General features: G+C 58.4%; 26 protein-coding genes and 1 pseudogene. 12 read left to right on the top strand and 15 right to left on the bottom strand.

Going from position 1 to position 23,893, the window contains the following annotated elements; translation table 11 throughout:
• Positions 1-52 precede the first annotated feature (52 nt).
• The 3 genes from rpoZ to AACY07_RS13005 all read right to left on the bottom strand — a co-directional run bounded on the left by rpoZ (position 53) and on the right by AACY07_RS13005 (position 1,982).
• Positions 53-316, bottom strand: coding sequence for a DNA-directed RNA polymerase subunit omega (gene rpoZ / locus AACY07_RS13015; RefSeq protein ID WP_016782707.1), 264 nt, complete (start codon positions 314-316; stop codon positions 53-55).
• Between the two features lie 168 nt (positions 317-484).
• On the bottom strand, positions 485-1,105 hold the full coding sequence (gene gmk / locus AACY07_RS13010; RefSeq protein WP_019828193.1) for a guanylate kinase: 621 nt from the start codon (positions 1,103-1,105) through the stop codon (positions 485-487).
• Between the two features lie 13 nt (positions 1,106-1,118).
• Entirely contained in the window at positions 1,119-1,982 is an 864-nt protein-coding gene (locus AACY07_RS13005; RefSeq protein ID WP_339475100.1) for a YicC/YloC family endoribonuclease, read from the bottom strand.
• Between the two features lie 195 nt (positions 1,983-2,177).
• On the opposite strand from AACY07_RS13005, the gene rph reads away from it, so the two are divergent.
• Together rph and AACY07_RS12995 are read left to right on the top strand one after the other, a co-directional pair.
• Entirely contained in the window at positions 2,178-2,900 is a 723-nt protein-coding gene (gene rph / locus AACY07_RS13000; RefSeq protein ID WP_016782701.1) for a ribonuclease PH, read from the top strand.
• Between the two features lie 49 nt (positions 2,901-2,949).
• Entirely contained in the window at positions 2,950-3,318 is a 369-nt protein-coding gene (locus tag AACY07_RS12995; RefSeq protein ID WP_019828196.1) for a DUF4870 domain-containing protein, read from the top strand.
• A gap of 79 nt (positions 3,319-3,397) precedes the next feature.
• On the opposite strand, the gene AACY07_RS12990 is transcribed toward AACY07_RS12995, so the two are convergent.
• A complete protein-coding gene (locus tag AACY07_RS12990) occupies positions 3,398-4,177 on the bottom strand; it encodes an exodeoxyribonuclease III (RefSeq protein WP_003437806.1) in 780 nt (259 codons plus the stop codon).
• Between the two features lie 82 nt (positions 4,178-4,259).
• Between AACY07_RS12990 and pyrE the strand changes: the two genes are divergently transcribed.
• Positions 4,260-4,901 (top strand): orotate phosphoribosyltransferase, encoded by a 642-nt coding sequence (gene pyrE / locus AACY07_RS12985; protein WP_133075063.1) that lies wholly within the window; start codon positions 4,260-4,262, stop codon positions 4,899-4,901.
• Positions 4,902-4,962: 61 nt separating this feature from the next.
• On the opposite strand, the gene argB is transcribed toward pyrE, so the two are convergent.
• From argB to coaBC, 4 genes and pseudogenes are all read right to left on the bottom strand, one after another.
• Positions 4,963-5,868 (bottom strand): acetylglutamate kinase, encoded by a 906-nt coding sequence (gene argB, locus AACY07_RS12980; protein ID WP_019828199.1) that lies wholly within the window; start codon positions 5,866-5,868, stop codon positions 4,963-4,965.
• A gap of 25 nt (positions 5,869-5,893) precedes the next feature.
• A pseudogene (locus AACY07_RS12975) lies at positions 5,894-7,267 on the bottom strand (phosphomannomutase/phosphoglucomutase); the annotation flags it as partial.
• Positions 7,268-7,368: 101 nt separating this feature from the next.
• On the bottom strand, positions 7,369-7,824 hold the full coding sequence (gene dut, locus AACY07_RS12970) for a dUTP diphosphatase (RefSeq protein WP_019828201.1): 456 nt from the start codon (positions 7,822-7,824) through the stop codon (positions 7,369-7,371).
• 5 nt (positions 7,825-7,829) lie between these two features.
• Positions 7,830-9,038, bottom strand: a complete 1,209-nt coding sequence (gene coaBC, locus AACY07_RS12965) for a bifunctional phosphopantothenoylcysteine decarboxylase/phosphopantothenate--cysteine ligase CoaBC (RefSeq protein ID WP_133075061.1) — start codon at positions 9,036-9,038, stop codon at positions 7,830-7,832.
• A gap of 122 nt (positions 9,039-9,160) precedes the next feature.
• Here coaBC and radC point away from each other — a divergent pair, with 122 nt between their 5' ends.
• Positions 9,161-9,835: a RadC family protein gene (gene radC, locus AACY07_RS12960; protein WP_219262017.1), complete on the top strand. Its 675-nt coding sequence runs from the start codon at positions 9,161-9,163 to the stop codon at positions 9,833-9,835.
• A 3-nt stretch (positions 9,836-9,838) separates the two neighbouring features.
• On the opposite strand, the gene AACY07_RS12955 is transcribed toward radC, so the two are convergent.
• Entirely contained in the window at positions 9,839-11,425 is a 1,587-nt protein-coding gene (locus AACY07_RS12955; RefSeq protein WP_133075059.1) for an ABC transporter substrate-binding protein, read from the bottom strand.
• Positions 11,426-11,927: 502 nt separating this feature from the next.
• Between AACY07_RS12955 and rpmB the strand changes: the two genes are divergently transcribed.
• Both rpmB and rpmG read left to right on the top strand, forming a co-directional pair.
• Entirely contained in the window at positions 11,928-12,161 is a 234-nt protein-coding gene (gene rpmB, locus AACY07_RS12950) for a 50S ribosomal protein L28 (protein WP_019410280.1), read from the top strand.
• A gap of 11 nt (positions 12,162-12,172) precedes the next feature.
• A complete protein-coding gene (rpmG, locus tag AACY07_RS12945; RefSeq protein ID WP_003437824.1) occupies positions 12,173-12,328 on the top strand; it encodes a 50S ribosomal protein L33 in 156 nt (51 codons plus the stop codon).
• Between the two features lie 99 nt (positions 12,329-12,427).
• Here rpmG and AACY07_RS12940 read toward each other — a convergent pair whose 3' ends face one another.
• Positions 12,428-12,724: an I78 family peptidase inhibitor gene (locus AACY07_RS12940; RefSeq protein WP_339475094.1), complete on the bottom strand. Its 297-nt coding sequence runs from the start codon at positions 12,722-12,724 to the stop codon at positions 12,428-12,430.
• Between the two features lie 229 nt (positions 12,725-12,953).
• Entirely contained in the window at positions 12,954-13,316 is a 363-nt protein-coding gene (locus AACY07_RS12935) for a cupin domain-containing protein (RefSeq protein ID WP_339475092.1), read from the bottom strand.
• Positions 13,317-13,485: 169 nt separating this feature from the next.
• Between AACY07_RS12935 and AACY07_RS12930 the strand changes: the two genes are divergently transcribed.
• Complete coding sequence (locus tag AACY07_RS12930; protein WP_133075056.1) at positions 13,486-14,979, top strand: aldehyde dehydrogenase; 1,494 nt, start codon at positions 13,486-13,488, stop codon at positions 14,977-14,979.
• A 139-nt stretch (positions 14,980-15,118) separates the two neighbouring features.
• The gene (locus AACY07_RS12925; protein ID WP_339475089.1) at positions 15,119-16,267 is read left to right on the top strand and encodes an MFS transporter; all 1,149 of its coding nucleotides are present in this window, start codon (positions 15,119-15,121) and stop codon (positions 16,265-16,267) included.
• On the opposite strand, the gene AACY07_RS12920 is transcribed toward AACY07_RS12925, so the two are convergent.
• Positions 16,262-17,812, bottom strand: a complete 1,551-nt coding sequence (locus AACY07_RS12920; RefSeq protein ID WP_339475086.1) for a phospholipase D family protein — start codon at positions 17,810-17,812, stop codon at positions 16,262-16,264. The genes AACY07_RS12925 and AACY07_RS12920 overlap by 6 nt on opposite strands.
• Positions 17,813-17,846: 34 nt before the next feature.
• Entirely contained in the window at positions 17,847-19,268 is a 1,422-nt protein-coding gene (locus tag AACY07_RS12915; protein ID WP_339475084.1) for an aminotransferase-like domain-containing protein, read from the bottom strand.
• A 169-nt stretch (positions 19,269-19,437) separates the two neighbouring features.
• Between AACY07_RS12915 and AACY07_RS12910 the strand changes: the two genes are divergently transcribed.
• On the top strand, positions 19,438-19,671 hold the full coding sequence (locus AACY07_RS12910) for a DUF1127 domain-containing protein (RefSeq protein ID WP_339475082.1): 234 nt from the start codon (positions 19,438-19,440) through the stop codon (positions 19,669-19,671).
• Between the two features lie 101 nt (positions 19,672-19,772).
• Here AACY07_RS12910 and AACY07_RS12905 read toward each other — a convergent pair whose 3' ends face one another.
• Positions 19,773-21,074 carry an NAD(P)/FAD-dependent oxidoreductase gene (locus AACY07_RS12905; RefSeq protein ID WP_339475079.1) on the bottom strand — a complete coding sequence of 434 codons (1,302 nt, stop codon included), beginning with the start codon at positions 21,072-21,074 and terminating at the stop codon, positions 19,773-19,775.
• 146 nt (positions 21,075-21,220) lie between these two features.
• Between AACY07_RS12905 and AACY07_RS12900 the strand changes: the two genes are divergently transcribed.
• Positions 21,221-21,574, top strand: coding sequence for a YkgJ family cysteine cluster protein (locus tag AACY07_RS12900; RefSeq protein ID WP_133075050.1), 354 nt, complete (start codon positions 21,221-21,223; stop codon positions 21,572-21,574).
• An 11-nt stretch (positions 21,575-21,585) separates the two neighbouring features.
• Here AACY07_RS12900 and AACY07_RS12895 read toward each other — a convergent pair whose 3' ends face one another.
• Positions 21,586-22,074: an Lrp/AsnC ligand binding domain-containing protein gene (locus AACY07_RS12895; RefSeq protein WP_016782681.1), complete on the bottom strand. Its 489-nt coding sequence runs from the start codon at positions 22,072-22,074 to the stop codon at positions 21,586-21,588.
• Positions 22,075-22,230: 156 nt separating this feature from the next.
• On the opposite strand from AACY07_RS12895, the gene dadA reads away from it, so the two are divergent.
• Positions 22,231-23,532: a D-amino acid dehydrogenase gene (gene dadA, locus AACY07_RS12890; RefSeq protein WP_133075049.1), complete on the top strand. Its 1,302-nt coding sequence runs from the start codon at positions 22,231-22,233 to the stop codon at positions 23,530-23,532.
• A complete protein-coding gene (locus tag AACY07_RS12885) occupies positions 23,504-23,857 on the top strand; it encodes a RidA family protein (RefSeq protein WP_326398749.1) in 354 nt (117 codons plus the stop codon). The genes dadA and AACY07_RS12885 overlap by 29 nt, the downstream gene beginning before the upstream one ends.
• Positions 23,858-23,893 lie beyond the last annotated feature (36 nt).

Below are 23,893 nucleotides of genomic sequence, written 5' to 3'. Positions count from 1 at the left end.
CTCCTGCCAAAACTTTTTACCCTTCGCCGTGCTACGTCGACCGGGCATAGGCTTAGTTCGCCTCGTTGGACTCGTCCTCGAACGCTGCGAACAGCGGTTCGTCTTCGACGATTTCAGCGTTGGCGATAAACTCGTAGCTCATCAGGCCTTCTGCGATTTCACGCAGGGCAACAACGGTAGGCTTGTCGTTTTCCCACTGCACCAGTGGCTCTTTACCGCCGGTGGCCAGTTGACGGGCACGCTTGGTAGAGAGCATGACCAGCTCAAAGCGGTTATCCACGTGTTCTAGACAGTCTTCAACGGTTACGCGGGCCATGGTCTTCCTCGTAGCAAATGCAATATGCGCGCTGCCCGGATGGGCGAGCGGACTGAACAGTTTAAAAAATCACCAGCCATTAGGGAAGCGCTGATTTTTCGGCCACTGTCCCAAAAACCTCTGTAAGCGCCAATGTAAAGCCCTTACAGGGGTTTTGGGAAGTGCTGTTTAACCGAGCAGTTCGGCCAGTAATTTGCCAAAACGCTGCTGTTGACGTTTTTGCTGGAGCCGATTGGCGCGGAAAATGGCCTTCAGGTCCTCGAGTGCCAGAGCAAAATCGTCATTGATGATCAGATAGTCATAGTCGACATAGTGGCTCATTTCACTCACGGCTTCGCGCATCCGGCCATCAATGATTTCGTCGCTGTCCTGACCACGGTTGTCCAGACGCTGACGCAGGGCTTCCTGGCTTGGCGGCAGGATAAAGATCGAACGCGCCTGCGGCATCAACTTGCGGACCTGCTCCGCACCCTGCCAGTCGATTTCCAGAATCAGGTCGTGACCTTCATCCAGCGTCTGCTGCAAATGGCTTTGCGAGGTGCCGTAAAGGTTGCCGAAGACTTCAGCGCGCTCCAGGAAGTCACCGTGTTCGATCATTTTCACGAACTCTTCACGCTCGACGAAATGATAGTTCACGCCATTCACTTCACCTGGGCGCATGGCGCGGGTCGTGTGCGAAACCGAAACCCGGATCTGCGGCTCAACGTCGATCAACGCTTTGACCAGGCTGGTCTTGCCTGCGCCAGAAGGGGCAGAAACGATATAAAGGGTGCCAGTGCTGTGGTTCATGTCAGGGGATGCCTTACTCAATATTCTGTACTTGTTCACGCATCTGCTCGATCAACACCTTGAGGTTGACCGCCGCTTGAGTGCTGCGTGGATCGAATGCCTTGGAGCCCAGGGTATTGGCCTCGCGATTCAGTTCTTGCATCAGGAAGTCCAGACGGCGACCCGCAGCACCACCCGACTTGAGCACACGCCGCACTTCAAGAATGTGAGTGCTCAGGCGGTCCAGCTCTTCGGCCACGTCGCTTTTTTGCGCCAGCATGACCATTTCTTGCTCAAGACGCTGCGGATCAAGCTCGGCCTTCATATCGGTAAAACGATCGAGCACCTTTTGGCGCTGGGTGGCGAGCATCTGTGGCACCAGCTCACGCAAGGTTTCGACGTCGCCTTCAATCGCCGTCAAACGCTCGCTGATCAAGCGGGCCAGCTCCGCGCCTTCGCGCTCGCGGCCGTTCTTGAGCTCTTGCAGACCTTGCTTGAACAATGCAAGGGCCTGGGTATTCAAGGCTTGCGGGTCGCTTGCATCCGCCACCAGAACGCCGGGCCAGGCCAGCACTTCCAGTGGATTGAGCGGTGCTGGCTGCTTGATCAGGCTGGCAATGGTCTCGGCTGCGGCCACCAGTTGCGCGGCACGTTCACGGTCGACCTGCAGCGGCTTGCCAGTGGTTTCTTCGGTGAAACGCAATGTGCATTCCAGCTTTCCCCGGGAAATCCCCTGACGCAGCGCTTCACGCACCGCACCTTCGAGGTCACGGAAAGATTCAGGCAGTCGCAGGTGCGGCTCCAGGTAGCGGCTGTTGACCGAGCGCAGCTCCCAACTCAGGGTGCCCTGAGTGCCGGCGCTTTCGACGCGGGCAAAGGCGGTCATGCTATGCACCATGGACGGTACCTCGCGATTCAATGAATTAAGCCTGACGGCAATTAAGACCGCCGATTGTAACGCAGTGCAGCGGGTGGCCCCAAATGACGTCGGTCGTAAATACGTTCAACCTGATGACAAACCGACGCGTCCTGCACCGCCATAGCCTTTCCTTTATAATGTTCGGCAGTTTTCCGTCCCGTACAGGTATCCCACATGAAACGTCCAAGTGGTCGCGTTGCCGATCAGCTCCGTCCGATCCGCATCACCCGCAACTACACCAAACACGCAGAGGGTTCTGTACTGGTCGAGTTCGGTGACACCAAAGTCATCTGCACCGTCAGCGTCGAGAACGGCGTACCGCGCTTCCTTAAAGGCCAGGGCCAGGGCTGGTTGACTGCCGAATACGGCATGCTGCCACGCGCCACCGGCGACCGTAACCAACGCGAAGCCAGCCGCGGCAAGCAAGGCGGGCGCACCCTGGAAATCCAGCGCCTGATCGGCCGCTCCCTGCGCGCAGCGCTGGATATGTCCAAGCTGGGCGATATCACGCTGTACGTCGACTGCGACGTGATCCAGGCAGATGGCGGCACCCGCACTGCGTCCATCACCGGCGCCATGGTTGCACTGGTAGACGCACTGAAAATCATCAAAAAGCGTGGCGGCCTCAAAGGCGGCGACCCTATCAAGCAAATGATCGCAGCGGTATCGGTCGGCATGTACCAGGGCGTACCGGTCCTTGACCTGGACTACCCTGAAGACTCGGCAGCCGAAACCGATCTCAACGTTGTGATGACCAGCAGCGGTGGTTTCATCGAAGTTCAGGGCACCGCAGAAGGCGCGCCGTTCCAGCCTGAAGAGCTGAATGCCATGCTCGCACTGGCTCAAAAAGGCATGAATGAAATTTTCGCCCTGCAGCAGGCGGCATTGGCGGACTAAACAGCCGGATTGATTGTCAAAGCCTTCAAACGACCCACCGGAGAACGCTATGAGTGAGCTGGACCTTTCAAAACCCCAACCGAGCCGCGACGCTCGTAAATGGGCCATGTTTTGTCACTTTTCGGCGTTTCTCGGGATGTGGTTTCCGTTTGGCAGCCTGATCGGCCCACTGATCCTGTGGCAGCTCAAGCGTGAAAGCGATCCCTTTATCGACGACCAGGGCAAGGAAGCACTGAACTTTCAGATCACCGTGGCGATTGCGTCTGCCATTTGCTACGTGCTGATGTTCATACTGGTCGGCTTCGCCTTGCTCGGCCTGGTGCTGATCGGTGCCGTGGTGCTGGTGGTGATCGCAGGCGTGAAGGCCAATGACGGGGTGGTGTACCGCTACCCCTTCACCTGGCGCCCATTGAAGTAACACACTGACCTTGTGGGTTGCGCACAAAAAAATGCCCGTATCTTTCGATACGGGCATTTTTTATGACGGCGACAAACACTTAGATAGTCAGTGTCCAGTCGTAGTCCACGATCAATGGCGCATGTTGCGAAAACCGTGGCTGACGCGGCAAGCGAGCGCTTCGTACAAAGCGACGCAAGCCTGGTGTCAGCAACTGGTAGTCGAAACGCCAGCCCAGATTAAGCATCTCGGCTTGTTCGTTGTCCGGCCACCAGCTGTACTGATCGCCCTCACGACTGACTTCGCGCAGGGCATCGACATAGCCCATGTTGCCGACAATCTCATCCATCCAGGCCCGTTCAGGCGCCAGGAAACCAGGAGATTGCTGGCTGTCACGCCAGTTTTTAATGTCGAGTTTCTGCTGCGCCACATACAACGAGCCGCAGTAGATGTACTCACGACGCTTGCGACGCTGCTTATCAAGGTAGCGCGCAAAGTCGTCCATTAGCTTGAACTTCTGGTTCAAGTCTTCATCGCCATTCTGCCCCGAAGGGAGCAACAAGGTCGCGATGCTGACCTTATCGAAATCGGCTTGCAGGTAGCGCCCGTAGCGATCGGCCGTCTCGAAGCCAAGCCCAGTGATGACTGCTTTCGGTTGCAACCGCGAATACAAAGCCACACCGCCTTGGGCAGGGACTTCAGCTTCGCAGGCATAAAGAAAGTAGCCATCGAGCTGGTAAGCTGGATCGTCCAGTTCAAAGGCGGAGGCGCGGGTGTCCTGCAGGCAGATAACGTCGGCATTCTGAGCTTGCAGCCAACTGAGCAAACCGCGCTCGACTGCCGTCTGAATACCATTGACGTTCACACTGATGATCCGCATAAATGGCCCCAAAAATCACGTGCGTGTATGATACACGCGGTCTTACTAATTAGCTAAATCCGTGGTATCTGGGGCTTTTTTCATGCAAGCGTATCAGCGCGACTTCATCCGTTTTGCCATCGATCGCGGCGTCCTGCGCTTCGGTGAGTTCACCCTGAAGTCGGGGCGTACCAGTCCTTACTTCTTCAATGCCGGCCTGTTCAATACAGGTTCTGCGCTGGCTCAACTGGGGCGCTTCTATGCGGCTGCCATCGTTGACAGCGGCATTTCCTTCGATGTGCTCTTTGGCCCGGCCTACAAGGGTATTCCCTTGGCTGCGACCACGGCCGTAGCACTGGCCGAGCACCACGACCGCGACATGCCGTGGTGCTTCAACCGCAAGGAAGCCAAGGCCCACGGCGAAGGTGGCAGCCTGGTTGGCTCGCCGCTCGAAGGCGATATCCTGATCATCGACGACGTGATCACGGCCGGCACCGCCATCCGTGAAGTCATGCAGATCATTCAGGCCCAAGGCGCCAAGGCAGCAGGCGTGATGATTGCCTTGAACCGCCAGGAGCGCGGCAATGGCGAGCTGTCGGCCATCCAGGAAGTCGAGCGTGACTTCGGCATTCCGGTGATCAGCATCGTTTCGTTGAACCAGGTTCTGCAGTTCCTGGCCGAAGACGAAACGCTCAAGCAGTACCTGCCAGCGGTTGAAGCGTACCGGGCGCAGTACGGGATTTAACCCCCCCGCCCATAAAAAAGCCCCGCCCGGCAATCGCCGGGCGGGGCTTTTTCAGTTCTGCCTACAGCGGTTTGCTGTTGGTGATCAGCGTGCCCACACCGGTGTCGGTGAAGATTTCCAGCAACACGGCATTCGGTACACGACCGTCAACAATATGCGCAGTCGTCACGCCACCTTGCACGGCTTCCAGCGCGCAGCGGATTTTTGGCAGCATGCCGCCGTAAATGGTGCCGTCGGCAATCAGGTCATCCACCTGAGCAGTCGTCAGACCGGTCAGCACCTTGCCTTCCTTGTCCATCAAGCCAGCAATGTTGGTCAGCAGCATCAGCTTCTCGGCCTTGAGGGCTTCGGCAACCTTGCCCGCCACCAGATCAGCGTTGATGTTGTAGGACTCGCCATTGGCGCCCACGCCGATTGGCGCGATGACCGGGATGAAATCGCCCTTGGTCAGCATGTGCAACAGGTCGGTATTGATGTCGATGACCTCGCCCACATGACCGAAGTCGATGATTTCAGGCTTGGTCATTTCTGGCGTTTGACGGGTCACGACCATTTTCTTGGCGCGAATCAGGGTCGCGTCCTTGCCGGTCAGACCGATGGCGCTGCCGCCATGACGGTTGATCAGGTTAACGATTTCTTTGTTCACATGACCGCCAAGCACCATCTCCACCACATCCATGGTTTGCGAGTCAGTCACGCGCATCCCGTCGATGAAATGACTTTCGATGGACAAACGCTTGAGCAAATCACCGATTTGCGGACCGCCACCGTGTACCACGACCGGGTTGATACCCACGGCCTTCATCAACACGATGTCACGGGCAAAACCGGTTTTCAGTTCGTCGTTTTCCATAGCGTTGCCGCCGTACTTGATCACCAGCGTCTTGCCGACGTAACGGCGAATGTAGGGCAGCGCTTCGGACAAAACCTTGGCGACGTTGGAGGCGGCATCACGTTCGAGGGTCATTCAGGGCTCCGGTAGAACAAGTCGATCAAAACGGTAGTGGAAGATCAGGGGCCACACGCTTCAGTTGAGCGTGAAAGACGTCCTTGATGCGTTGCAGTTCGGCCTCGGTTTGGGCCTCGAATCGCAGCACCAGCACCGGAGTGGTGTTGGATGCGCGAACCAGGCCCCAGCCATGAGGGTAATCAACCCGCACACCATCAATGGATGTCAGCTCGGCGGCGTCACCCCATTGGGCGTCGTGCAGAGCGTCAATGATGCTGAATTTGCTCTCATCCGTCACATCGATATTGATCTCTGGCGTAGAAATATCGTTCGGGAAGGCCTCAAACAGCTCTTCAGCCGTCTCCTGGCGCTTGCTGAGGATCTCCAGCAGGCGCGCAGCGCTGTAAATGCCGTCGTCGAAACCGAACCAGCGCTCCTTGAAAAAGATATGCCCGCTCATCTCGCCTGCCAGCAGGGCACCGGTTTCCTTCATCTTCTTTTTGATCAACGAGTGGCCGGTTTTCCACATCAGTGGCCGACCACCATTTTCCCTGATCAACGGAGTCAGGCGACGCGTGCACTTCACATCGAAGATGATCTCGGCCGCCGGGTTGCGCTCAAGCACATCCTGGGCAAACAGCATCAGCAAGCGATCCGCAAACACCATCGTGCCCGTATTGGTCACCACGCCTACCCGGTCGGCATCGCCATCAAAGGCCAGCCCGATATCGGCATTGGTTTCCTTGACCCTGGCGATCAGATCCCGCAAGTTTTCCGGCTTGCTGGGGTCCGGGTGATGGTTGGGGAAGTTACCGTCCACCTCGCAGAACATCGGGATCACTTCACAGCCCAAGGCCTCGATCAACTGAGGCGCGATCACGCCGGCAACCCCGTTGCCGCAATCCACTACCACCTTCATGCGTCTGGCGAGCTGGATGTCACGGGTGATCACATCGGCGTAGCGCGGCAAAATATCAACGCGCTCGATGCTGCCTTCGCCCCACGTCAGATCGTTGGTCTTGAGGCGCGTATGCAGTGCCTTGATCTGCTCGTCGGCCAGCGTATCGCCCGCAATCACGATTTTGAAACCGTTGTAATCGGGCGGATTGTGGCTCCCCGTGAGCATCACGCCCGACTGGCCCGCCAATTCGTGAGTGGCGTAATACAGCGCAGGCGTCGGCACCAGGCCCACATCACTAACCGTACAACCACTGTCAGCCACACCCTGGATCAAACCCTCGACCAACTGAGGACCGGACAAGCGTCCGTCCCGACCCACCGACACCTGGGGCTCGCCCTTGGCCAGACTCTCTGCACCAATGGCACGGCCAATCCAGTACGCGGTTTCAGCAGTCAGGGTGTGAGGGACCACGCCACGAATATCGTAAGCGCGAAAAATGCTGTCAGGGAAACTGGGCGGGACTGAAGCTGGGCTACTCATTGCAAGGGGACTCCACGCTCAGAGGATTCAGGAGGGCGCTGAAGGTCAGGCAGAGCGCCTGACCTGATATTGCACGGTCAGAGCTTGCCTGAGTGACCAAAGCCGCCAGCACCGCGCTGGCTTTCGTCGAACTCTTCGACCAGCTCAAAGTGCGCCTGCACCACCGGCACCAGTACCAATTGAGCAATGCGCTCGCCGATAGTGATGTTGAAGGCGGTCTGGCCACGGTTCCAGCACGACACCATCAGTTCGCCCTGGTAATCGGAGTCGATCAGGCCGACCAGGTTGCCCAGCACGATGCCATGCTTGTGGCCCAGGCCCGAGCGCGGAAGGATCAGTGCGGCAAGGCCGGGATCGCCGATATAGACCGACAGGCCCGTCGGGATCAGCAGGGTCTGGCCTGGCTCCAGAACGGTGTCTTGTTTAAGCATGGCGCGCAGGTCCAGGCCTGCGGAGCCGGGAGTGGCGTACTGCGGCAGCGGGAATTCGTTACCAATGCGTGGATCGAGGATCTTGGCTTGCAAAGCGTGCATACGAGTTAAACCTGGTTCAGACGTTCGGCGATAAAAGTGATCAGCTGGCGGGCAATCTTGCCCTTGCTGGTCTGGGCAAACACAGTGGCGTGCAGTTCGCGGTCAATCACGCTGCACGCGTTCTCCTCACTATTGAAGCCAATGCTGGGGTTAGCCACATCGTTGGCAACAATCAGGTCGAGGTTTTTGTCTTTGAGCTTGCGGGCAGCGTAATCGAGCAGATGCTCGGTTTCTGCGGCGAAGCCAACACTAAAAGGGCGATCAGGACGCGAAGCGATGGTGGCCAGAATGTCTGGATTGCGCACCATCTGCAGCAACAGGCCGTCGCCCTTGGTAGGGTCTTTCTTGAGTTTTTGCGGGGCGACTACTTCCGGTCGGTAGTCCGCAACAGCAGCAGAAGCGATAAACACGTCACAAGGAATCGCCGCCTCACAGGCAGCGAGCATGTCACGGGCACTGACCACGTCGATGCGGCTGACCCGATCAGGGGTCGGCAAATGAACCGGGCCGGTAATCAGGGTCACGCGGGCACCCGCTTCAACCGCCGCTTCGGCCAGGGCAAAGCCCATTTTCCCGGAGCTGTGGTTGGTGATGTAACGCACCGGGTCGATGTTTTCCTGGGTCGGGCCTGCGGTAATCAGTACGTGCCTGCCGGTCAGCAGCTGACGCTGGAAACACTCGGCGGCGCAGTGCACCAGATCATCGGCTTCGAGCATGCGGCCAAAGCCCACATCGCCACAGGCCTGGCTCCCGGAGGCTGGGCCAAACACACGCAGACCACGGCTTTCAAGCAGCCGTGTATTGGCCTGGGTGGCCGGATCACGCCACATGGCCTGGTTCATCGCAGGCGCAATGGCCACCGTTGCATCAGTGGCGAGCACCAGCGTAGTCAACAGGTCATTCGCCAGGCCTTGGGCAAGGCGGGCGATCAGGTCAGCGGTCGCAGGTGCAATCAGCACCAGATCGGCCCACTTGGCCAGCTCGATGTGGCCCATGGCTGCTTCAGCCGCAGGGTCGAGCAAATCCAGATGAACGGGGTGCCCGGATAACGCCTGCATGGTCAGAGGCGTAATGAATTCGCTGCCGCCGCGGGTCATGACAACCCGTACTTCTGCGCCTTGGTCCAGCAGACGACGAACCAGCTCTGCACTCTTGTAAGCCGCGATGCCGCCGCCGACGCCCAAAACAATGCGTTTTCGATACAGCCGCTGCATAGGCCTGCCTTTTAGTTCGATGATGACTGCGTGGAAAATGGCCAAATGCCACGCAAAAATGATGGGCTAAGATAACACAGCGCCTGCCAGGGAACAGCGGCGCCCACTCACAAGGAGGTGTTATGAGCATTCGTAATTGGCCTGCGGCGGAGCGCCCGCGAGAGAAACTTTTGGAGCACGGCTCATCCAGTCTTTCCGACGCCGAGTTGCTGGCCATTTTCTTGCGCACGGGGGTTTCAGGCAAAAGCGCAGTCGACCTGGCCCGTCATTTACTCACTGAATTCGGCAGTTTGCGGGCCTTGCTGGAAGCCGACCTTCGCGGATTCTGCCGCCATCTCGGGCTGGGGCCCGCCAAGTTCAGCCAGTTGCAGGCGGTACTCGAAATGAGCCGTCGCCACCTGGCAGAACGCCTGCGCCGGGACAGCGCCCTGGAGAGCCCGCAAGCGGTACGGGATTATCTGAAATCGCTGCTGCGCCATGAGCCTCATGAGGTCTTTGGCTGCCTGTTTCTGGACTCCAAACACCGCATGCTCGCCTTCGAAGTGCTCTTCAGAGGCTCAATCGACAGCGCCAGTGTTTACCCGCGCCAAGTGGTCAAGCGGGCCCTCACACACAACGCGGCAGCGGTAATTTTTTGCCACAACCACCCTTCAGGCATCAGCGAGCCCAGCCAGGCCGACCGCACGTTGACCAAACGCTTGATCCAGGCGCTGGATCTGATCGAAGTGCGGGTGCTGGATCATTTCATTATCGGCGACGGCCAACCCCTTTCAATGGTTGAACACGGCTGGATGTAGCGTTCAAGGCTTAACGCTGACCGTCGAAAAGTCCTGACGCCCAAAAGGACTCACCTGATAGCCCTGAACGTCTTTACGGGTGAGTGCGTAGGCTGTCGGATGCGCCAGCGGCAGCCACAGCGCCTGCTGCTGGATCTGCGCCTGGGCCTTTTGATACAAGGCACTGCGTTTGTCCTGATCGGTCAGGGTTTTGCCTTCGCTGATCAAACTGTCCAGAGCCTTGTCGCAATAACGGGCAAAGTTGGTCCCGGACTTCACCGCCGCACATGAAAACTGTGGCGTCAGGAAATTGTCAGGGTCGCCGTTATCACCGGCCCAGCCCATAAACAGCAGGTCGTGCTCACCCGCCTTGGCGCGGCGAATCAGCTCACCCCACTCGATCACTCGAATGTCGGCCTGGATACCGATCTTGGCCAGATCGGCCTGCAACAACTGCGCCCCCAGACTTGGGTTCGGATTGAGCACGCTGCCCGTCGGACGCGTCCAGATGGTGGTTTTAAAACCGTCCTTGAAGCCAGCCTTGGCCAGGAGTTCGCGGGCTTTTTGAGGGTCGTGGGCATACCCCGGCAAATCCTTGGCGAAGCTCCAGGTTGTGGCCGGGTAAATACCGTTGGCCGCCTGGGCGCTGTTTTCAAACACGGCCTTGAGATAAGTGTCCTTGTCGAAAGCCAGGTTTATGGCCTGGCGCACCTCAGGCTTGTCCAGAGGCGGATGCTGGCTGTTGATGGCCACAAACGCGGTCATGAAGGCAGGGGTTTGCGTGACCGACAACGCGGGGTCTTTGATCGCTGCCGCCACGTCCAGTGGCTTGGGCGATAGCGCAATCTGGCACTCATTGCGGCGCAATTTTTGTAGCCGCACGTTGGCGTCCGGCGTGATGGCAAAAATCAGCCCATCCACAGCGGGTTTGCCTGCGAAGTAGTCAGGATTGGCCTTGTAACGCACTACCGCATCTTTCTGGAAACGGCTGAATATAAAAGGCCCGGTGCCGATCGGCTGACTGTTCATCAGCTCCGGAGTGCCGGCTTTCATCAGTTTGTCGGCGTATTCGGCCGAGTAGATCGACGCAAACCCCATGCTCAGTGCTGGCAGAAAGGTGGAGTCAGGACGGCTGAGAGTGAAACGAACCGTCAGCGGGTCCGGCGTTTCGATCTTTTTTATCAGCTCAGGCAACTGCAAGGACTGGGCATGGGGGAAACCGCTTTGAGCCACCTTGTGCCACGGATTAGCAGGGTCGAGCATGCGCTCGAAGCTGAAACGCACGTCATCGGCATTCAACGCCCGGCTCGGGGTGAAATAGGGCGTGCTGTGAAACTTGACGCCAGGACGCAGCTTAAAGTCGTACACAAGGCCATCAGGGGACACTGACCAGCTTTGCGCCAAACCCGGCACCAGCTTGGCTGCTTGGGCGTCAAAGTCCACCAGGCGGTTCATCAGCACGTCTGCCGAGGCATTGGTGGTACTGAGCGAGTTGTACTGCACCACATCGAACCCTTCGGGGCTGGCCTCGGTGCAAACGCTCAAAGTGGCCGCCTGTACCAGGGGGGTCAGGCAAAAGGTGAGCAAAAAGGGGACGGCAGCGAGGCGCATGATCTGTTTCCTTTACAAGTCGATGAGGCCCATCTGCAAGTGCAGTCTGGAAAAGTCCTACCCTAGTGTTCCGCTACTCAAATGACTACTTTTTAATAGCGTTTGAAGCCCCGTAGTCGCTGCCGAAGGCTGCGAAGGGTTGCGAAGCAACCCGTTTTCCCGGGTCTGTACGGACCTTTACGCAGCCTTCGGCAGCCACTACAGGTACACACTTCGCCTGAAAATCTTCTCCCCGCGACGAGCGGTAAAACGCTTTAAGGCATAGACGCCGCGTGGATTGGCGTTAAAATGGCGGCTTCATTAATTACAGCAAATCACACTGCCTGTTGTTGCTCTTTAGTCTTTCTGGTATAAAGCAGCGCTCTTTTCTAGGGGCCCGGTTCCTGCGTTTGTAGGTGTAGCCGGTAAGACCCTTAAAGAAACGCGGCGCCTGGCGCCATGACTGAGAGATTAAGCGGCCAACCCATGCCGGGTTGGGCATGTGGTTTTAGAGGGCTGAGGCATGTCGAGAGTCTGTCAAGTTACCGGTAAGGGTCCGGTGACTGGGAATAACATTTCCCACGCAAATAACAAAACCCGTCGTCGTTTCCTGCCGAACCTGCAGCATCACCGCTTCTGGGTTGAAGAAGAGAAACGTTTTGTTCGTCTGCGCGTATCTGCTAAAGGCATGCGTATCATCGACAAGCGTGGCATTACTGTCGTGCTGGCCGAAATCCGCCGTGCTGGCAAGATCTAAGGGAGCTAATCATGCGTGAATTGATCCGTTTGGTGTCGAGCGCTGGTACAGGCCATTTCTACACCACTGATAAGAACAAGCGCACCACTCCGGACAAAATCGAAATCAAAAAATTCGATCCGCGGGTTCGCAAGCACGTGATCTACAAAGAAGCCAAAATCAAGTAATTGGTTTTTCTTCTTACAAAAAAGGCCCATATCTCACGATACGGGCCTTTTTTGTTGCCTGCGGTTTAGCTGCACTTACGCACCGTTACCGCACCCTGTTCAACCACAGCTCAGCGAGCTGAGCTTGTTGCCTTCATTGACCAACACCCTAAGGCGATAGATGTTGAACTCCTTGGTATAGCCCTTGCCAGGGACCTCCACGCGGACCTCCCGAGCGCCGTAAGTGTTGCGCCACAACTCCACCAACTGCGGCGTCACTTCTGGTGCAACCACATAGTTGAGCGCCAGATTCTTATCGCACAGGCCCTCTTCAGCAGCCATCGCAGGCAGTGAAAACGCTGCGAGCATCATGCTTGCCGCCAGCGCGGCACTTTTGGAAACAGTAGTCTTCGACATGATTCATCCTTGTTAAAAAATCCATTGTGAGTGCGGGGGCTGACAGTGCCTGCTCGTCCATGAGTGTTTGGCACCGCAATTCCCTGCCCTCCAAAGACTGGCTCACTTTGACGCCCGCATCCGCGGCGACGTGTTTCCTGGTTTGTCTTTCAAGGTGCGGCAAATGCCCATAAAAAAGCCCCGCCTTCAATATCAGGCAGGGCTCTTAAAGCGCTCTGGATCAGTGCTTTCAAACCTTCTGTTCAAACACCACGTAAATCTTCCGACATGGTTCAAGCACTTCCCACGTCCCGCGAAACCCTGCCGGGATGACAAAACGATCACCGGCCCGGAGGGTCTTGGCGTTACCCTCATGGTCACGCAAGACAGAAACGCCCTGCACAATCTCGCAGTATTCATGCTCGGTGTAATTGACCGTCCACTGACCCACAGCACCTTCCCACACGCCCGCATTCATTTGTCCGCACGGACTGTTGTAATGGTTGTGGATAACTTGTTCGGGAGCGCCCTTGAGCACCTTTTCCGGTGCCGGGCTGAAGCGGTCAGCCTGGGTGTTGGCAGTGCTGAAATCGACGATGGTTGCGATGCTCATGGTTCTTGTCCCCCCGAAATTGCGGTGTATGTGGCCAGAAAAACCAAAGTCTATGTTTATTAAAACGAACAAGCCATGCCGTTTGCGACTCATGTGTCAAATATATTGAAAGTTCCTGGGCCACTGGTTTAGGGTGACGCTTCCATTTCAATAAGAGGAGGACACTCGAATGACCACCCTGACGCGTGCTGATTGGGAACAACGGGCCCAAGAGCTGAAAATCGAAGGTCGCGCCTACATCAATGGTGAGTACACCGATGCGGTCTCCAATGAAACGTTCGAGTGTCTGAGCCCGGTCGATGGCCGTTTGCTGGGCAAAATTGCCAGCTGCGATAGCGCTGATGCCCAGAGAGCCGTAGACAATGCACGCCAGACGTTTGAGTCCGGTGTCTGGTCCCGCCTGGCCCCGGCCAAGCGCAAGGCCACGATGATCCGCTTTGCCGGCCTGCTGAAACAAAACGCCGAAGAACTGGCCCTGCTTGAAACCCTGGATATGGGCAAGCCGATCAGTGACTCCCTGGGCATCGACGTGCCAGGTGCCGCCGGCGCGCTGAGCTGGAGCGGTGAAGCCATCGACAAAATCTACGACGAAGTCGCTGCCACCCCCCACAACCAACTGGGCCTGGTGACCCGCGAAGCCGTTGGCGTTGTCGCCGCGATCGTACCGTGGAACTTCCCGTTGATGATGGCCTGCTGGAAACTCGGTCCGGCTCTGTCGACCGGTAACTCGGTAATCCTCAAGCCGTCTGAAAAATCCCCACTGACTGCCATCCGTATCGCAGCTCTGGCCGTTGAAGCCGGCATTCCTGCGGGCGTGCTCAACGTGCTGCCAGGCTATGGCCATACCGTCGGCAAGGCCCTGGCCCTGCACATGGATGTCGACACCCTGGTATTCACCGGCTCGACCAAGATCGCCAAGCAACTGATGATCTATTCCGGCGAATCCAACATGAAGCGCGTCTGGCTTGAAGCGGGTGGCAAGAGCCCGAACATCGTCTTCGCCGATGCACCGGACCTGCAGGCTGCGGCCGAATCCGCTGCCAGCGCCATTGCCTTCAACCAGGGTGAAGTGTGCACAGCCGGTTCGCGCCTGCTGGTGGAGCGCTCGATCAAGGACAAATTCCTGCCGCTGGTGATCCAGGCCCTCAAAGGCTGGAAGCCCGGCAACCCGCTGGACCCGGAAACCACCGTGGGCGCTCTGGTTGATACCCAGCAAATGAACACCGTGCTGTCGTACATCGAGTCCGGCCACAGCGAAGGCGCAAAACTGGTAGCAGGCGGCAAACAAATCCTGCAGGAAACCGGCGGCACCTACGTTGAACCGACGATTTTCGATGGTGTGAGCAATGCGATGAAAATCGCCCAGGAAGAAATCTTCGGTCCCGTGCTGTCGGTGATCACCTTCGACAGTGCCGAAGAAGCCATCCAGATCGCCAACGACACGCCCTACGGCCTGGCCGCAGCAGTGTGGACAGCTGACATCTCCAAGGCTCACCTGACCGCCAAAGCCCTGCGCGCCGGCAGCGTGTGGGTCAACCAGTACGATGGCGGCGACATGACCGCACCGTTTGGCGGCTTTAAACAGTCGGGCAACGGGCGTGACAAGTCGTTGCACGCGTTCGACAAATACACCGAGCTGAAATCCACCTGGATCAAGCTGTAACAGCCTTAACGCAACACCCTGTGGGAGCGGGCTTGCCCGCGATGGCAGCATCGAGGTCTGACTGACAGACCCCGGTGCCTTCATCGCGGCCAAGCCCGCTCCCACACTGGTTTTTACACCACACATTTGGAGCACAGACATGCGTTGGGCGACGTATTTCGCCGTTCTGGCCTCGGTTCTCAGTGTCGGCCTGGCACTGGGCGTGAGCATGCCGCTGGTATCGTTCAGGCTTGAAAGCTGGGGTTATGGCGGGTTCGCAATTGGCGTCATGGCCGCCATGCCGGCGATAGGTGTACTGGTCGGCGCCAGCCTGGCAAGCAAGCTGGCTGCACGCTTTGGCACACCCGCCCTGATGCGCCTGTGTCTGTGGTGTGGGGCGCTGTCCATCGGGCTGCTGGCGTTACTGCCCAGCTATCCGGTGTGGCTGGTGCTGCGGCTGCTGATCGGCGTGGTACTCACGATTATCTTTATTCTCGGCGAAAGCTGGATCAACCAGTTGGTGGTCGAGCAATGGCGCGGCCGCCTGGTCGCGCTGTATGGCTCGGCCTATGCCTTGAGCCAATTGTCCGGGCCACTGCTGCTGGGCCTGGTCGGCTCTGAAGATGACTACGGATTCTGGATCGGCGTTGCATTGCTGACGCTCGCGCCTTTACTGCTCATGGGTCGCGATGGTGCACCCACCACCGAATCCTGCAGCGTGACCTTCAAGGATTTACTGGGATTCTGTCGAGGCTTACCGGCTATTGCGTGGGCCGTAGCGCTGTTTGCTGCTTTTGAGGCGATGATTCTTACGCTTCTGCCCATCTACTGCCTGCGCCAGGGCTTTACCGCTGACATTGCGCTGGCGATGGTCAGCACCGTTGTGGTGGGTGATGCCCTGCTGCAATTGCCGATAGGAGCGCTGGCCGACCGTCTGTCCCGCCGTTCGCTGTTTACCGGCTGCGCAGTCCTGCTGATGCTGTCGAGCCTGGCGGTGCCGTTCTTGCTCAATACCCTGCTGATCTGGCCGCTGTGGGTGATCTTCGGTGCCAGTGCCGGCGGCTTGTTCACCTTGTCGCTGATCCTGATCGGCGAACGCTACCGTGACGATGCCCTGGTGCGCGCCAACGCCCACGTCGCGCAACTGTGGGGTATCGGCTGCCTGATCGGGCCATTGGCCGCCGGTGCGGGCAGCCAGTGGATCAGCGGGCACGCCTTGCCGCTGTTCATGGCCGCAGGCGCGCTGGTACTGGTGATTCTGGTGTTGCGCCAGGGAGCATTCGGCGCGGAGCAAGCAACGGCTTCATAGCATCTTTTCCAGCCCCACACGCTTGCTGAACCAGGCATTGAGCCGGCGCCACCAGTTGCCCGGCTCGCGATGCAAGGTGTGCAACTGGCCGTTGTCTTCAGTCACCCAGACAAGCTTGCCCTGCTCAAGCCGTGGCTCATAGCTCAAGGCCGGAGCCATGCCTTGCAGGGCCAGTTTGCGGGCTTCGGCGGCCAGTTCCGGGCTGTCCACCAACACACCGACCTCGGTGTTCCACAACCCCGAACGCGGGTCGAAATTGAAAGAGCCAATAAATGATTTCTGCTGGTCAAAAATCATCGCCTTGCTGTGCAGGCTCGAATCCGAACTCATCCCGTGCTTGAACAGGTGCAGTCCACTGCCTCCCTTGCTACCCGGCTGGCGACGCAGTTCAAACAGTTTGACCCCGTGCTCCAGCAACGCTTTGCGGTAAGGGGCGTAGCCGCCGTGAACAGCGGGTACGTCCGTCGCTTCCAGTGAGTTGGTCAATAAACGTACATCGACCCCCGCATCCGCTCGACCCGTCAGGTACACCAACCCGGTTTCACCCGGCACAAAATAGGCCGAGATCAGGATCAGCTCCTGGTTCACTCCCGCCAGCTCCGGCGCCAACTGCGTGGTCAGCAACAAGTGGGAGTCTGGCTCCCCCCTGGCCAGCACCTTGCTCGGCGCATCCCACAGCGCCTGATTCCAGGCCCAGATCAGCTCTTTGCGCCAAACATCCAGCTGCGGGTTGGTCTCATAGGATGCCAGCTCTTGATAAAGCGCCGGGTTGCGTTGCTGCGCCCGCTTGAGCGAGGCCTCGAGTTTTTTACGCGCCTTGCCCAACTCATGCACAGACAGTTTCGACGAGACAAAATCACCAATCGGCTGGCTGAGGGCGCTGTTCCAGTATTGATCGAAACCGTGCCCCAATTGTTCTGCTACCGGGCCAACGCTGAGCAAGTCGATATCGGTGAAGTTCAGCTCGGGCTTGGCATCGAAATACTCATCGCCCAGATTGCGCCCACCCACAATCGCCACGCTGTTATCGGCCAGCCAGAGTTTGTTGTGCATGCGCCGGTGCTGGCGCGAGAGGTTGAACAGCCGCCCCATGGCTCGGGTCACGCCCGTGCTGCGTCCCAACTGCAGAGGATTGAACAGCCGGATCTGGATATTGGGATGGGCCGCAAGTGTCGCCAGGATATCGTCCAGGCCATCACTGGCGGTGTCATCGAGCAGGATCCGCACGCGCACGCCGCGATCTGCCGCCTTGAGCAGTTCATCAATCAGCATGCGCGTACTCAACCCGTCGTGGACGATGTAGTACTGCAAGTCGAGGCTGCTTTGCGCGTTGCGGATCAGCTCTGCACGGGCCCTGAACGCTTCGCCGCTGTTGGGCAGCAGGCGAAATCCGGAGCGGCCCTGATAGGGCGCGGCCTGGGCCTGGATGGAGCGGCCAAAGGCCGAGTCTGCCGCTGGCAACGCCTGGGTTGGCTCACGGGGCACGTCCAAAGTGACACAACCTCCCAGCAATACAGCCAAAAACAATGCACAGAGTGATTTCAACGTGTAGAGCCTCGGGCCGGACGTCACAGGGTGATTAAACAGCTTCTGCCAACAGTTTACTGGCCGCCATCCCGACCTTGCGCACCGCCTCTTCAACCTGAGGCGTAGGCTTTGCAGCGTAGTTCATGCGCAAGCAGTTACGGTATTTGCCCGAGGCAGAGAAAATACTGCCCACCGCAATCTGCACCCCCTGATCCAGCAGCGCGCGGTTGAGGCGCAAGCTGTCAAACCCTTCCGGCAGCTCCAGCCAGAGCATAAAACTGCCTTGAGGCCGACTGGCGCGAGTGCCGGGTGGAAAGTAGCGACTGATCCAGCCCAGCATCAGGTCTCGATTGCGCTGATATTGGCTGCGCATTTTGCGCAGGTGCGGCTCGAAATGGCCGTTCTTTAAAAAGTCGGCAATGGCCAGTTGCGGCTGTGGCGCTGTGGAACCGGTGCTGATGTATTTCATGTGCAGCACCCGCTCCAGATAACGACCCGGCGCAACCCAGCCAACGCGCAAGCCGGGGGCTAGGGTTTTGGAAAATGAGCTGCACAGCAAGACCCGCCCATCATCGTCGAAGGATTTGATCGTACGCGGACGGGGATAGGTATAAGCCAGTTCGCCGTACACATCGTCTTCGATAATCGCCACATCGAAACGCTGAGCCAGTGTCACCAGCGCCCGCTTGCGAGCCTCGGGCATGATGTAGCCCAGCGGGTTGTTACAGCTGGGCGTAATCTGGATCGCCTTGATCGGCCACTGCTCCAGCGCCAGCTCCAGCGCCTCGAGACTGATGCCGGTCAGCGGATCGGTAGGGATCTCGAGCGCCTTCATGCCCAACCCCTTGAGGGTTTGCATGGCGCCATGAAAACTCGGCGAATCGACCGCCACGATGTCACCCGGCTCACACACCGCGCGAATACTGCACGACAGCGCCTCATGGCAGCCGGTAGTGATCACCAGGTCTTCAGCACCCAGCTGGCAGCCCGAATCGAGCAACAGGCGCGCCAACTGCTCACGCAGGCCCAGCACCCCGTACACGTTGTCGTAATACAGACCGGGCAAATCCAGGCGACGACTGATTTGCGCCAGGCTGCGCAACAGCGGCTTGATGGTTGGCGTAGTGACGTCAGGCATGCCCCGTCCCAACTGGATCACGTCCTTCTGCGGCACGGAACGCACCAGTTCCAGCACTTGTTCCCACTGGGAAATTTCCACCGGCCGCTGAGCCGGTTTACCCATGCCCGGCAAGGCAGGCAGCTCACGTTCCATTGGCACGAAGTACCCGGACTTGGGGCGTGGTGAAGCCAGCCCATTGTCTTCCAGCAACCGATACGCCTGCTGCACCGTGCTCAGGCTCACGCCATGCTCGGCGCTTAGCGCCCGCACTGATGGCAAGCGGTCGCCAGGACGATAAAAGCCCTGTTCGATGCGCGTACCGAGCAGGTCAGCGAGATTGACGTAAAGGGACATTGCCGGACTCCAGGAGTGCTGACCAGTACAGATGAGCTGAAAACCGAGGATTCAGCGTCTAAAAGGCCGTATCTGTATGTATATAAAATGACTTTGCTGAATCTGTCATGGTTTTGAGCGTAAGGCCATCATGCTGACTCATGGTAATCGAGTCAAAAGGAGCTGTCTGATGAATGGTTTGAGCGATGTCCGCCTGACGCTGCACAGCCAACAATTACTGGCCGAACACGAGGCCAGGGAAATCGTTAACGCCCCTGCAGCGCTGGGGCGCTGGAGCCTGTTCTGGCACCGCGCACGCAGCCGCCGCGTGCTGCTCAACCTGGACGAGAATCAACTGCGTGACGTGGGCCTGAGCCGCGAAATGGCCCGACGCGAAGGCTGCAAACCTTTTTGGCGTTCGTGAATACTGCGCTGTATGCAAGGGAGCTTGCTCGCGATTCAAGCGCCGCGTTGTATCAGGCGCACTGCGGCGCCTGAATCGCGAGCAAGTCCGCTCCCACCGTTTTAACGCAGCTCTTTGAGCCGATGCCACAGCATCCCCAGCGCCAGCAACGGCGAGCGCAGGTATTTGCCGCCAGGGAAGGTGATGTGCGGGACTTTGGCGAACAGATCAAAACCGTCGCTGTGCTGACCACTGATGGCTTCGGCCAGCAATCTGCCCGCCAGGTGAGTCGCGTTGACCCCATGCCCTGAATACGCCTGGGCGTAATACACATTGGGCTGCTCTTGCAGGCGGCCGATCTGTGGCAAGCGGTTGGCGCCAATGCCGATCATGCCGCCCCACTGGTAATCGATTTTCACGTTGTTGAGGTGCGGGAACACCTCAAGCATTTTGGGCCGCATATACGCCGCAATGTCTTGAGGATCGCGACCCGAATAGTGACAAGCCCCCCCAAACAGCAAACGTCGATCCGCCGATAACCTGTAGTAATCCAGCGCCACCCGCTGATCACACACCGCCATGTTCTGCGGCAGCAAGGCGTGGGCCTGGGCTTCGCTCAGCGGCTCGGTGGCGATGATGTAGCTGCCCGCAGGCAGTACCTTGCCACTGAGTTGCGGATTCAGGTCTTTTAAATAGGCGTTGCAGCCCAGCACCAGGCTTTTGGCCCGTACCGAGCCCTGCGCCGTGTGTACCCTTACTTCAGGGCCATAATCGATACGGGTCACGGCGGAGTTTTCAAATAGCTTCACGCCCAGCTGCGCAGCTGCCGCCGCTTCGCCCAGCGCCAGGTTGAGTGGATGCAAATGCCCCGAGCCCATATCGATCAGGCCGCCGACATAACGATCCGAGCCCACCACGCTATGCACCTCGCTGGCTTGCAGCAGACGGATTTCGTGGCGATAGCCCAAACCCCGCAGTTCCTGGGCTTCTTCGGCAAAACCTTCAAGGTCACGCGGCTTGTTGGCCAGATCGCAGTAGCCCCATGTCAGGTCGCAGGCGATATTGAAGCGCTCTACGCGACGGCGAACGATTTCCACCGCCTCCAGCCCCATCAACTTCATCTGCCGTACGCCGTCTTTGCCGATAACCCCTTCAAACTGCTCAAGGCCATGGCCGACACCGCGAATCAATTGGCCGCCATTGCGCCCGCTGGCGCCCCAACCGATCTTGTGAGCCTCGAGCAAAACGACGCTCATGCCGCGCTCGGCAAGCTCCAACGCGGTGTTGAGCCCGGAAAAGCCGCCGCCCACCACGCACACATCAGCCACCACATCCCCCTGCAGCACCGGATGATCGGGCTGCGGCAGGCTGCTGGCGGCGTAATAAGAGGCGGTGTGCTGGCTGCGCTGAACCGGGGCGCTCATGGGCGAATCCTGATTATTGATGTTTGGAAAATTTGACGGAGCATAAGCCGGGCCATTCCCACGGGGCAAGAACAGCTGGACGGCCCTGTCTAGAGCCGGGGTTTTCAGGCAGACTTTGCGGCCTTTTCAAAATCGGTACGTTCTGGATGAGCTGCAACAGTCACAAGATCCGCTTTCTCAGGCAGCAAATCCCCTCGTTTGACTGCGTGCCGGGTTGCCATGACTGCTGCGGACCGGTGACCACCTCCTCCGAAGAAATGGCCCGCTTGCCGCGCAAGACTGCCGCCGAGCAGGAAGCCGCGATGGACGAGCTTGACTGCGTGCACCTGGGGCCCAATGGCTGCACGGTGTATGAAGAGCGACCATTGATCTGTCGCCTGTTCGGCACCACGCCCACACTGCCGTGCCCCAACGGCCGACGCCCGGTGGAAATGATTCATCCCAGCGCTGAGAAGCTGGTGCATGAATACATCGCCAGTACGCGCCAGGTGCTGGTTTAAGCCCGCAGGGTTCAATCGGCAATCGGCAGGTTCAGGCTCTCTTTCACTTCTTCCATCACGATATAGCTCTTGGACTCACGCACGTGGGGCAATTTGAGCAGGATGTCGCCCAGCAACTTGCGGTATGAAGCCATCTCGCTGATCCGCGCCTTGACCAGATAGTCGAAATCCCCCGACACCAGATGGCACTCCAGCACGTGAGGTAACTTCAGCACCGCGCGGCGAAATTCATCAAAGGTGTCGCCAGACTTGTAGTCCAGGCTGATCTCAACAAAAACCAGCAGGCTGCCCTGCAAGTGCTGCGGGTTGAGCCGGGCGTTATAGCCCATGATGATGCCTTCACGTTCCAGCCTTCGTACCCGTTCTGTGCAGGGCGTAGTGGACAGCCCGACCTTCTCTCCCAGCTCGGTAAACGAGATGCGGCCATCGACCTGAAGGATGCGCAAAATATTGCGGTCAATCTTGTCCAATTCACGTTTTGTTTGGTGATTTGTACGCATAGGAGATTCTCCTCCGTGAAAAGGGTTGTGCCCGAGAATTGTCGCCAAATATAGCTGCTTATACAGTGAATTCCACTACTCAATGCTTCATATACTGCGCTCATCTTCGCTCTGAACAATAAACGTCTGCGGCTGGCCGCGATGAGGGATATGAATATGCGAGTTATGGTATTGGGTGGCGGCGTTATTGGTACTGCCAGCGCCTATTATCTGGCCCGAGCCGGTTTCGATGTGGTCGTCGTTGACCGTCAGCCAGCCGTTGCAATGGAAACCAGCTTTGCCAACGCCGGCCAGGTGTCACCAGGCTACGCTTCCCCGTGGGCAGCGCCGGGTGTGCCGCTGAAGGCAATCAAATGGCTGCTGGAGCGCCACGCGCCCTTGGCAATCAAGGCCACTGCCAACATCGACCAATACCTGTGGATGGCGCAAATGCTGCGCAACTGCACCGCCAGCCGCTATGCCGTGAACAAGGAGCGCATGGTTCGCCTGTCCGAGTACAGCCGTGACTGCCTCGACGAGCTGCGCGCCGAAACCGGCATCGCCTACGAGGCTCGCAACCTGGGCACCACTCAATTGTTCCGCACCCAGGCCCAACTGGATGGCGCGGCCAAGGACATCGCGGTTCTCAAGGAGTCCGGCGTTCCGTTCGAACTGCTCGACCGCGCAGGCATCGCCCGGGTTGAACCCGCACTGGCCAACGTGACCGACATTCTGGCCGGCGCCCTGCGTCTGCCCAATGACCAGACCGGCGACTGTCAGATGTTTACCACCCGCCTGGCCGAAATGGCCAAGAACCTGGGTGTTGAATTCCGCTTCGGTCAGGACATCCAGCGTCTGGACTACGCAGGCGACCGCATCAATGGCGTAATGATCGACGGCAAGCTCGAAACCGCTGATCGCTACGTGCTGGCACTGGGCAGCTACTCGCCGCAGATGCTCAAGCCGCTGGGCATCAAGGCCCCGGTTTACCCGCTCAAGGGTTACTCGCTGACCATCCCGATCACCAATCCGGACATGGCCCCGACGTCGACTATTCTCGACGAGACCTACAAGGTCGCGATCACCCGTTTCGACAACCGTATCCGCGTTGGCGGCATGGCTGAAATCGCCGGCTTCGATCTGTCGCTGAACCCACGCCGACGCGAAACCCTGGAGATGATCGTCAACGACCTTTATCCTCAGGGCGGTGACTTGAGCCAGGCCAGCTTCTGGACCGGCTTGCGTCCTACTACGCCGGACGGCACGCCGATTGTGGGTGCGACCCCGTTCAAAAACCTGTTCCTGAACACCGGTCATGGCACGCTCGGTTGGACCATGGCCTGCGGCTCCGGTCGCTTCCTTGCGGATGTGATGGCCAGAAAGACACCACAAATCAGCGCCGAAGGCCTTGATATTTCCCGCTACGGCAACCACCAGGAGACTGCAAAACATGGCAATCCAGCGCCAGCTCACCAATGAACGCATGAGCCAGATCGTTGCCCATAACGGTACTGTTTACCTCTCTGGTCAAGTCGGTGACGACATGAACGCCGGGATTGAGCAGCAAACCCGTGAAACACTGGCCAACATCGAGCACTTGCTGGACCTGGCGGGTACCGACAAAAGCCGCATCCTGTCGGTAACTATCTACCTCAAAGACATTGATGCCGACTTTACCGGCATGAACAGCGTCTGGGATCAGTGGCTGCCTAAAGGCGTTGCACCGGCCCGCGCTACCGTCGAAGCCAAGTTGTGCGAACCAGAAATCCTGGTCGAATTGTCTGTTGTGGCAGCACTGCCCTAGGTTTTTCGATCAAGTAACAGTCCCTCTTCCGGCGCG

This window comes from Pseudomonas sp. RL_5y_Pfl2_69, from assembly GCF_963970465.1.
In the GTDB taxonomy this organism is placed as follows: domain Bacteria; phylum Pseudomonadota; class Gammaproteobacteria; order Pseudomonadales; family Pseudomonadaceae; genus Aquipseudomonas.
The sequence above is the reverse complement of the archived record's forward strand: the minus strand, read 5'-3'. Positions and strand labels throughout refer to the sequence as shown.

Excerpts from the sequence above, each read along its gene's own strand:
- rpoZ (WP_016782707.1), bottom strand. The coding sequence starts at position 316 with ATGGCCCGCGTAACCGTTGAAGACTGTCTAGAACACGTGGATAACCGC.
- gmk (WP_019828193.1), bottom strand. The coding sequence starts at position 1,105 with ATGAACCACAGCACTGGCACCCTTTATATCGTTTCTGCCCCTTCTGGC.
- AACY07_RS13005 (WP_339475100.1), bottom strand. The coding sequence starts at position 1,982 with ATGGTGCATAGCATGACCGCCTTTGCCCGCGTCGAAAGCGCCGGCACT.
- rph (WP_016782701.1), top strand. The coding sequence starts at position 2,178 with ATGAAACGTCCAAGTGGTCGCGTTGCCGATCAGCTCCGTCCGATCCGC.
- AACY07_RS12995 (WP_019828196.1), top strand. The coding sequence starts at position 2,950 with ATGAGTGAGCTGGACCTTTCAAAACCCCAACCGAGCCGCGACGCTCGT.
- AACY07_RS12990 (WP_003437806.1), bottom strand. The coding sequence starts at position 4,177 with ATGCGGATCATCAGTGTGAACGTCAATGGTATTCAGACGGCAGTCGAG.
- pyrE (WP_133075063.1), top strand. The coding sequence starts at position 4,260 with ATGCAAGCGTATCAGCGCGACTTCATCCGTTTTGCCATCGATCGCGGC.
- argB (WP_019828199.1), bottom strand. The coding sequence starts at position 5,868 with ATGACCCTCGAACGTGATGCCGCCTCCAACGTCGCCAAGGTTTTGTCC.
- dut (WP_019828201.1), bottom strand. The coding sequence starts at position 7,824 with ATGCACGCTTTGCAAGCCAAGATCCTCGATCCACGCATTGGTAACGAA.
- coaBC (WP_133075061.1), bottom strand. The coding sequence starts at position 9,038 with ATGCAGCGGCTGTATCGAAAACGCATTGTTTTGGGCGTCGGCGGCGGC.
- radC (WP_219262017.1), top strand. The coding sequence starts at position 9,161 with ATGAGCATTCGTAATTGGCCTGCGGCGGAGCGCCCGCGAGAGAAACTT.
- AACY07_RS12955 (WP_133075059.1), bottom strand. The coding sequence starts at position 11,425 with ATGCGCCTCGCTGCCGTCCCCTTTTTGCTCACCTTTTGCCTGACCCCC.
- rpmB (WP_019410280.1), top strand. The coding sequence starts at position 11,928 with ATGTCGAGAGTCTGTCAAGTTACCGGTAAGGGTCCGGTGACTGGGAAT.
- rpmG (WP_003437824.1), top strand. The coding sequence starts at position 12,173 with ATGCGTGAATTGATCCGTTTGGTGTCGAGCGCTGGTACAGGCCATTTC.
- AACY07_RS12940 (WP_339475094.1), bottom strand. The coding sequence starts at position 12,724 with ATGTCGAAGACTACTGTTTCCAAAAGTGCCGCGCTGGCGGCAAGCATG.
- AACY07_RS12935 (WP_339475092.1), bottom strand. The coding sequence starts at position 13,316 with ATGAGCATCGCAACCATCGTCGATTTCAGCACTGCCAACACCCAGGCT.
- AACY07_RS12930 (WP_133075056.1), top strand. The coding sequence starts at position 13,486 with ATGACCACCCTGACGCGTGCTGATTGGGAACAACGGGCCCAAGAGCTG.
- AACY07_RS12925 (WP_339475089.1), top strand. The coding sequence starts at position 15,119 with ATGCGTTGGGCGACGTATTTCGCCGTTCTGGCCTCGGTTCTCAGTGTC.
- AACY07_RS12915 (WP_339475084.1), bottom strand. The coding sequence starts at position 19,268 with ATGTCCCTTTACGTCAATCTCGCTGACCTGCTCGGTACGCGCATCGAA.
- AACY07_RS12910 (WP_339475082.1), top strand. The coding sequence starts at position 19,438 with ATGAATGGTTTGAGCGATGTCCGCCTGACGCTGCACAGCCAACAATTA.
- AACY07_RS12905 (WP_339475079.1), bottom strand. The coding sequence starts at position 21,074 with ATGAGCGCCCCGGTTCAGCGCAGCCAGCACACCGCCTCTTATTACGCC.
- AACY07_RS12900 (WP_133075050.1), top strand. The coding sequence starts at position 21,221 with ATGAGCTGCAACAGTCACAAGATCCGCTTTCTCAGGCAGCAAATCCCC.
- AACY07_RS12895 (WP_016782681.1), bottom strand. The coding sequence starts at position 22,074 with ATGCGTACAAATCACCAAACAAAACGTGAATTGGACAAGATTGACCGC.
- dadA (WP_133075049.1), top strand. The coding sequence starts at position 22,231 with ATGCGAGTTATGGTATTGGGTGGCGGCGTTATTGGTACTGCCAGCGCC.
- AACY07_RS12885 (WP_326398749.1), top strand. The coding sequence starts at position 23,504 with ATGGCAATCCAGCGCCAGCTCACCAATGAACGCATGAGCCAGATCGTT.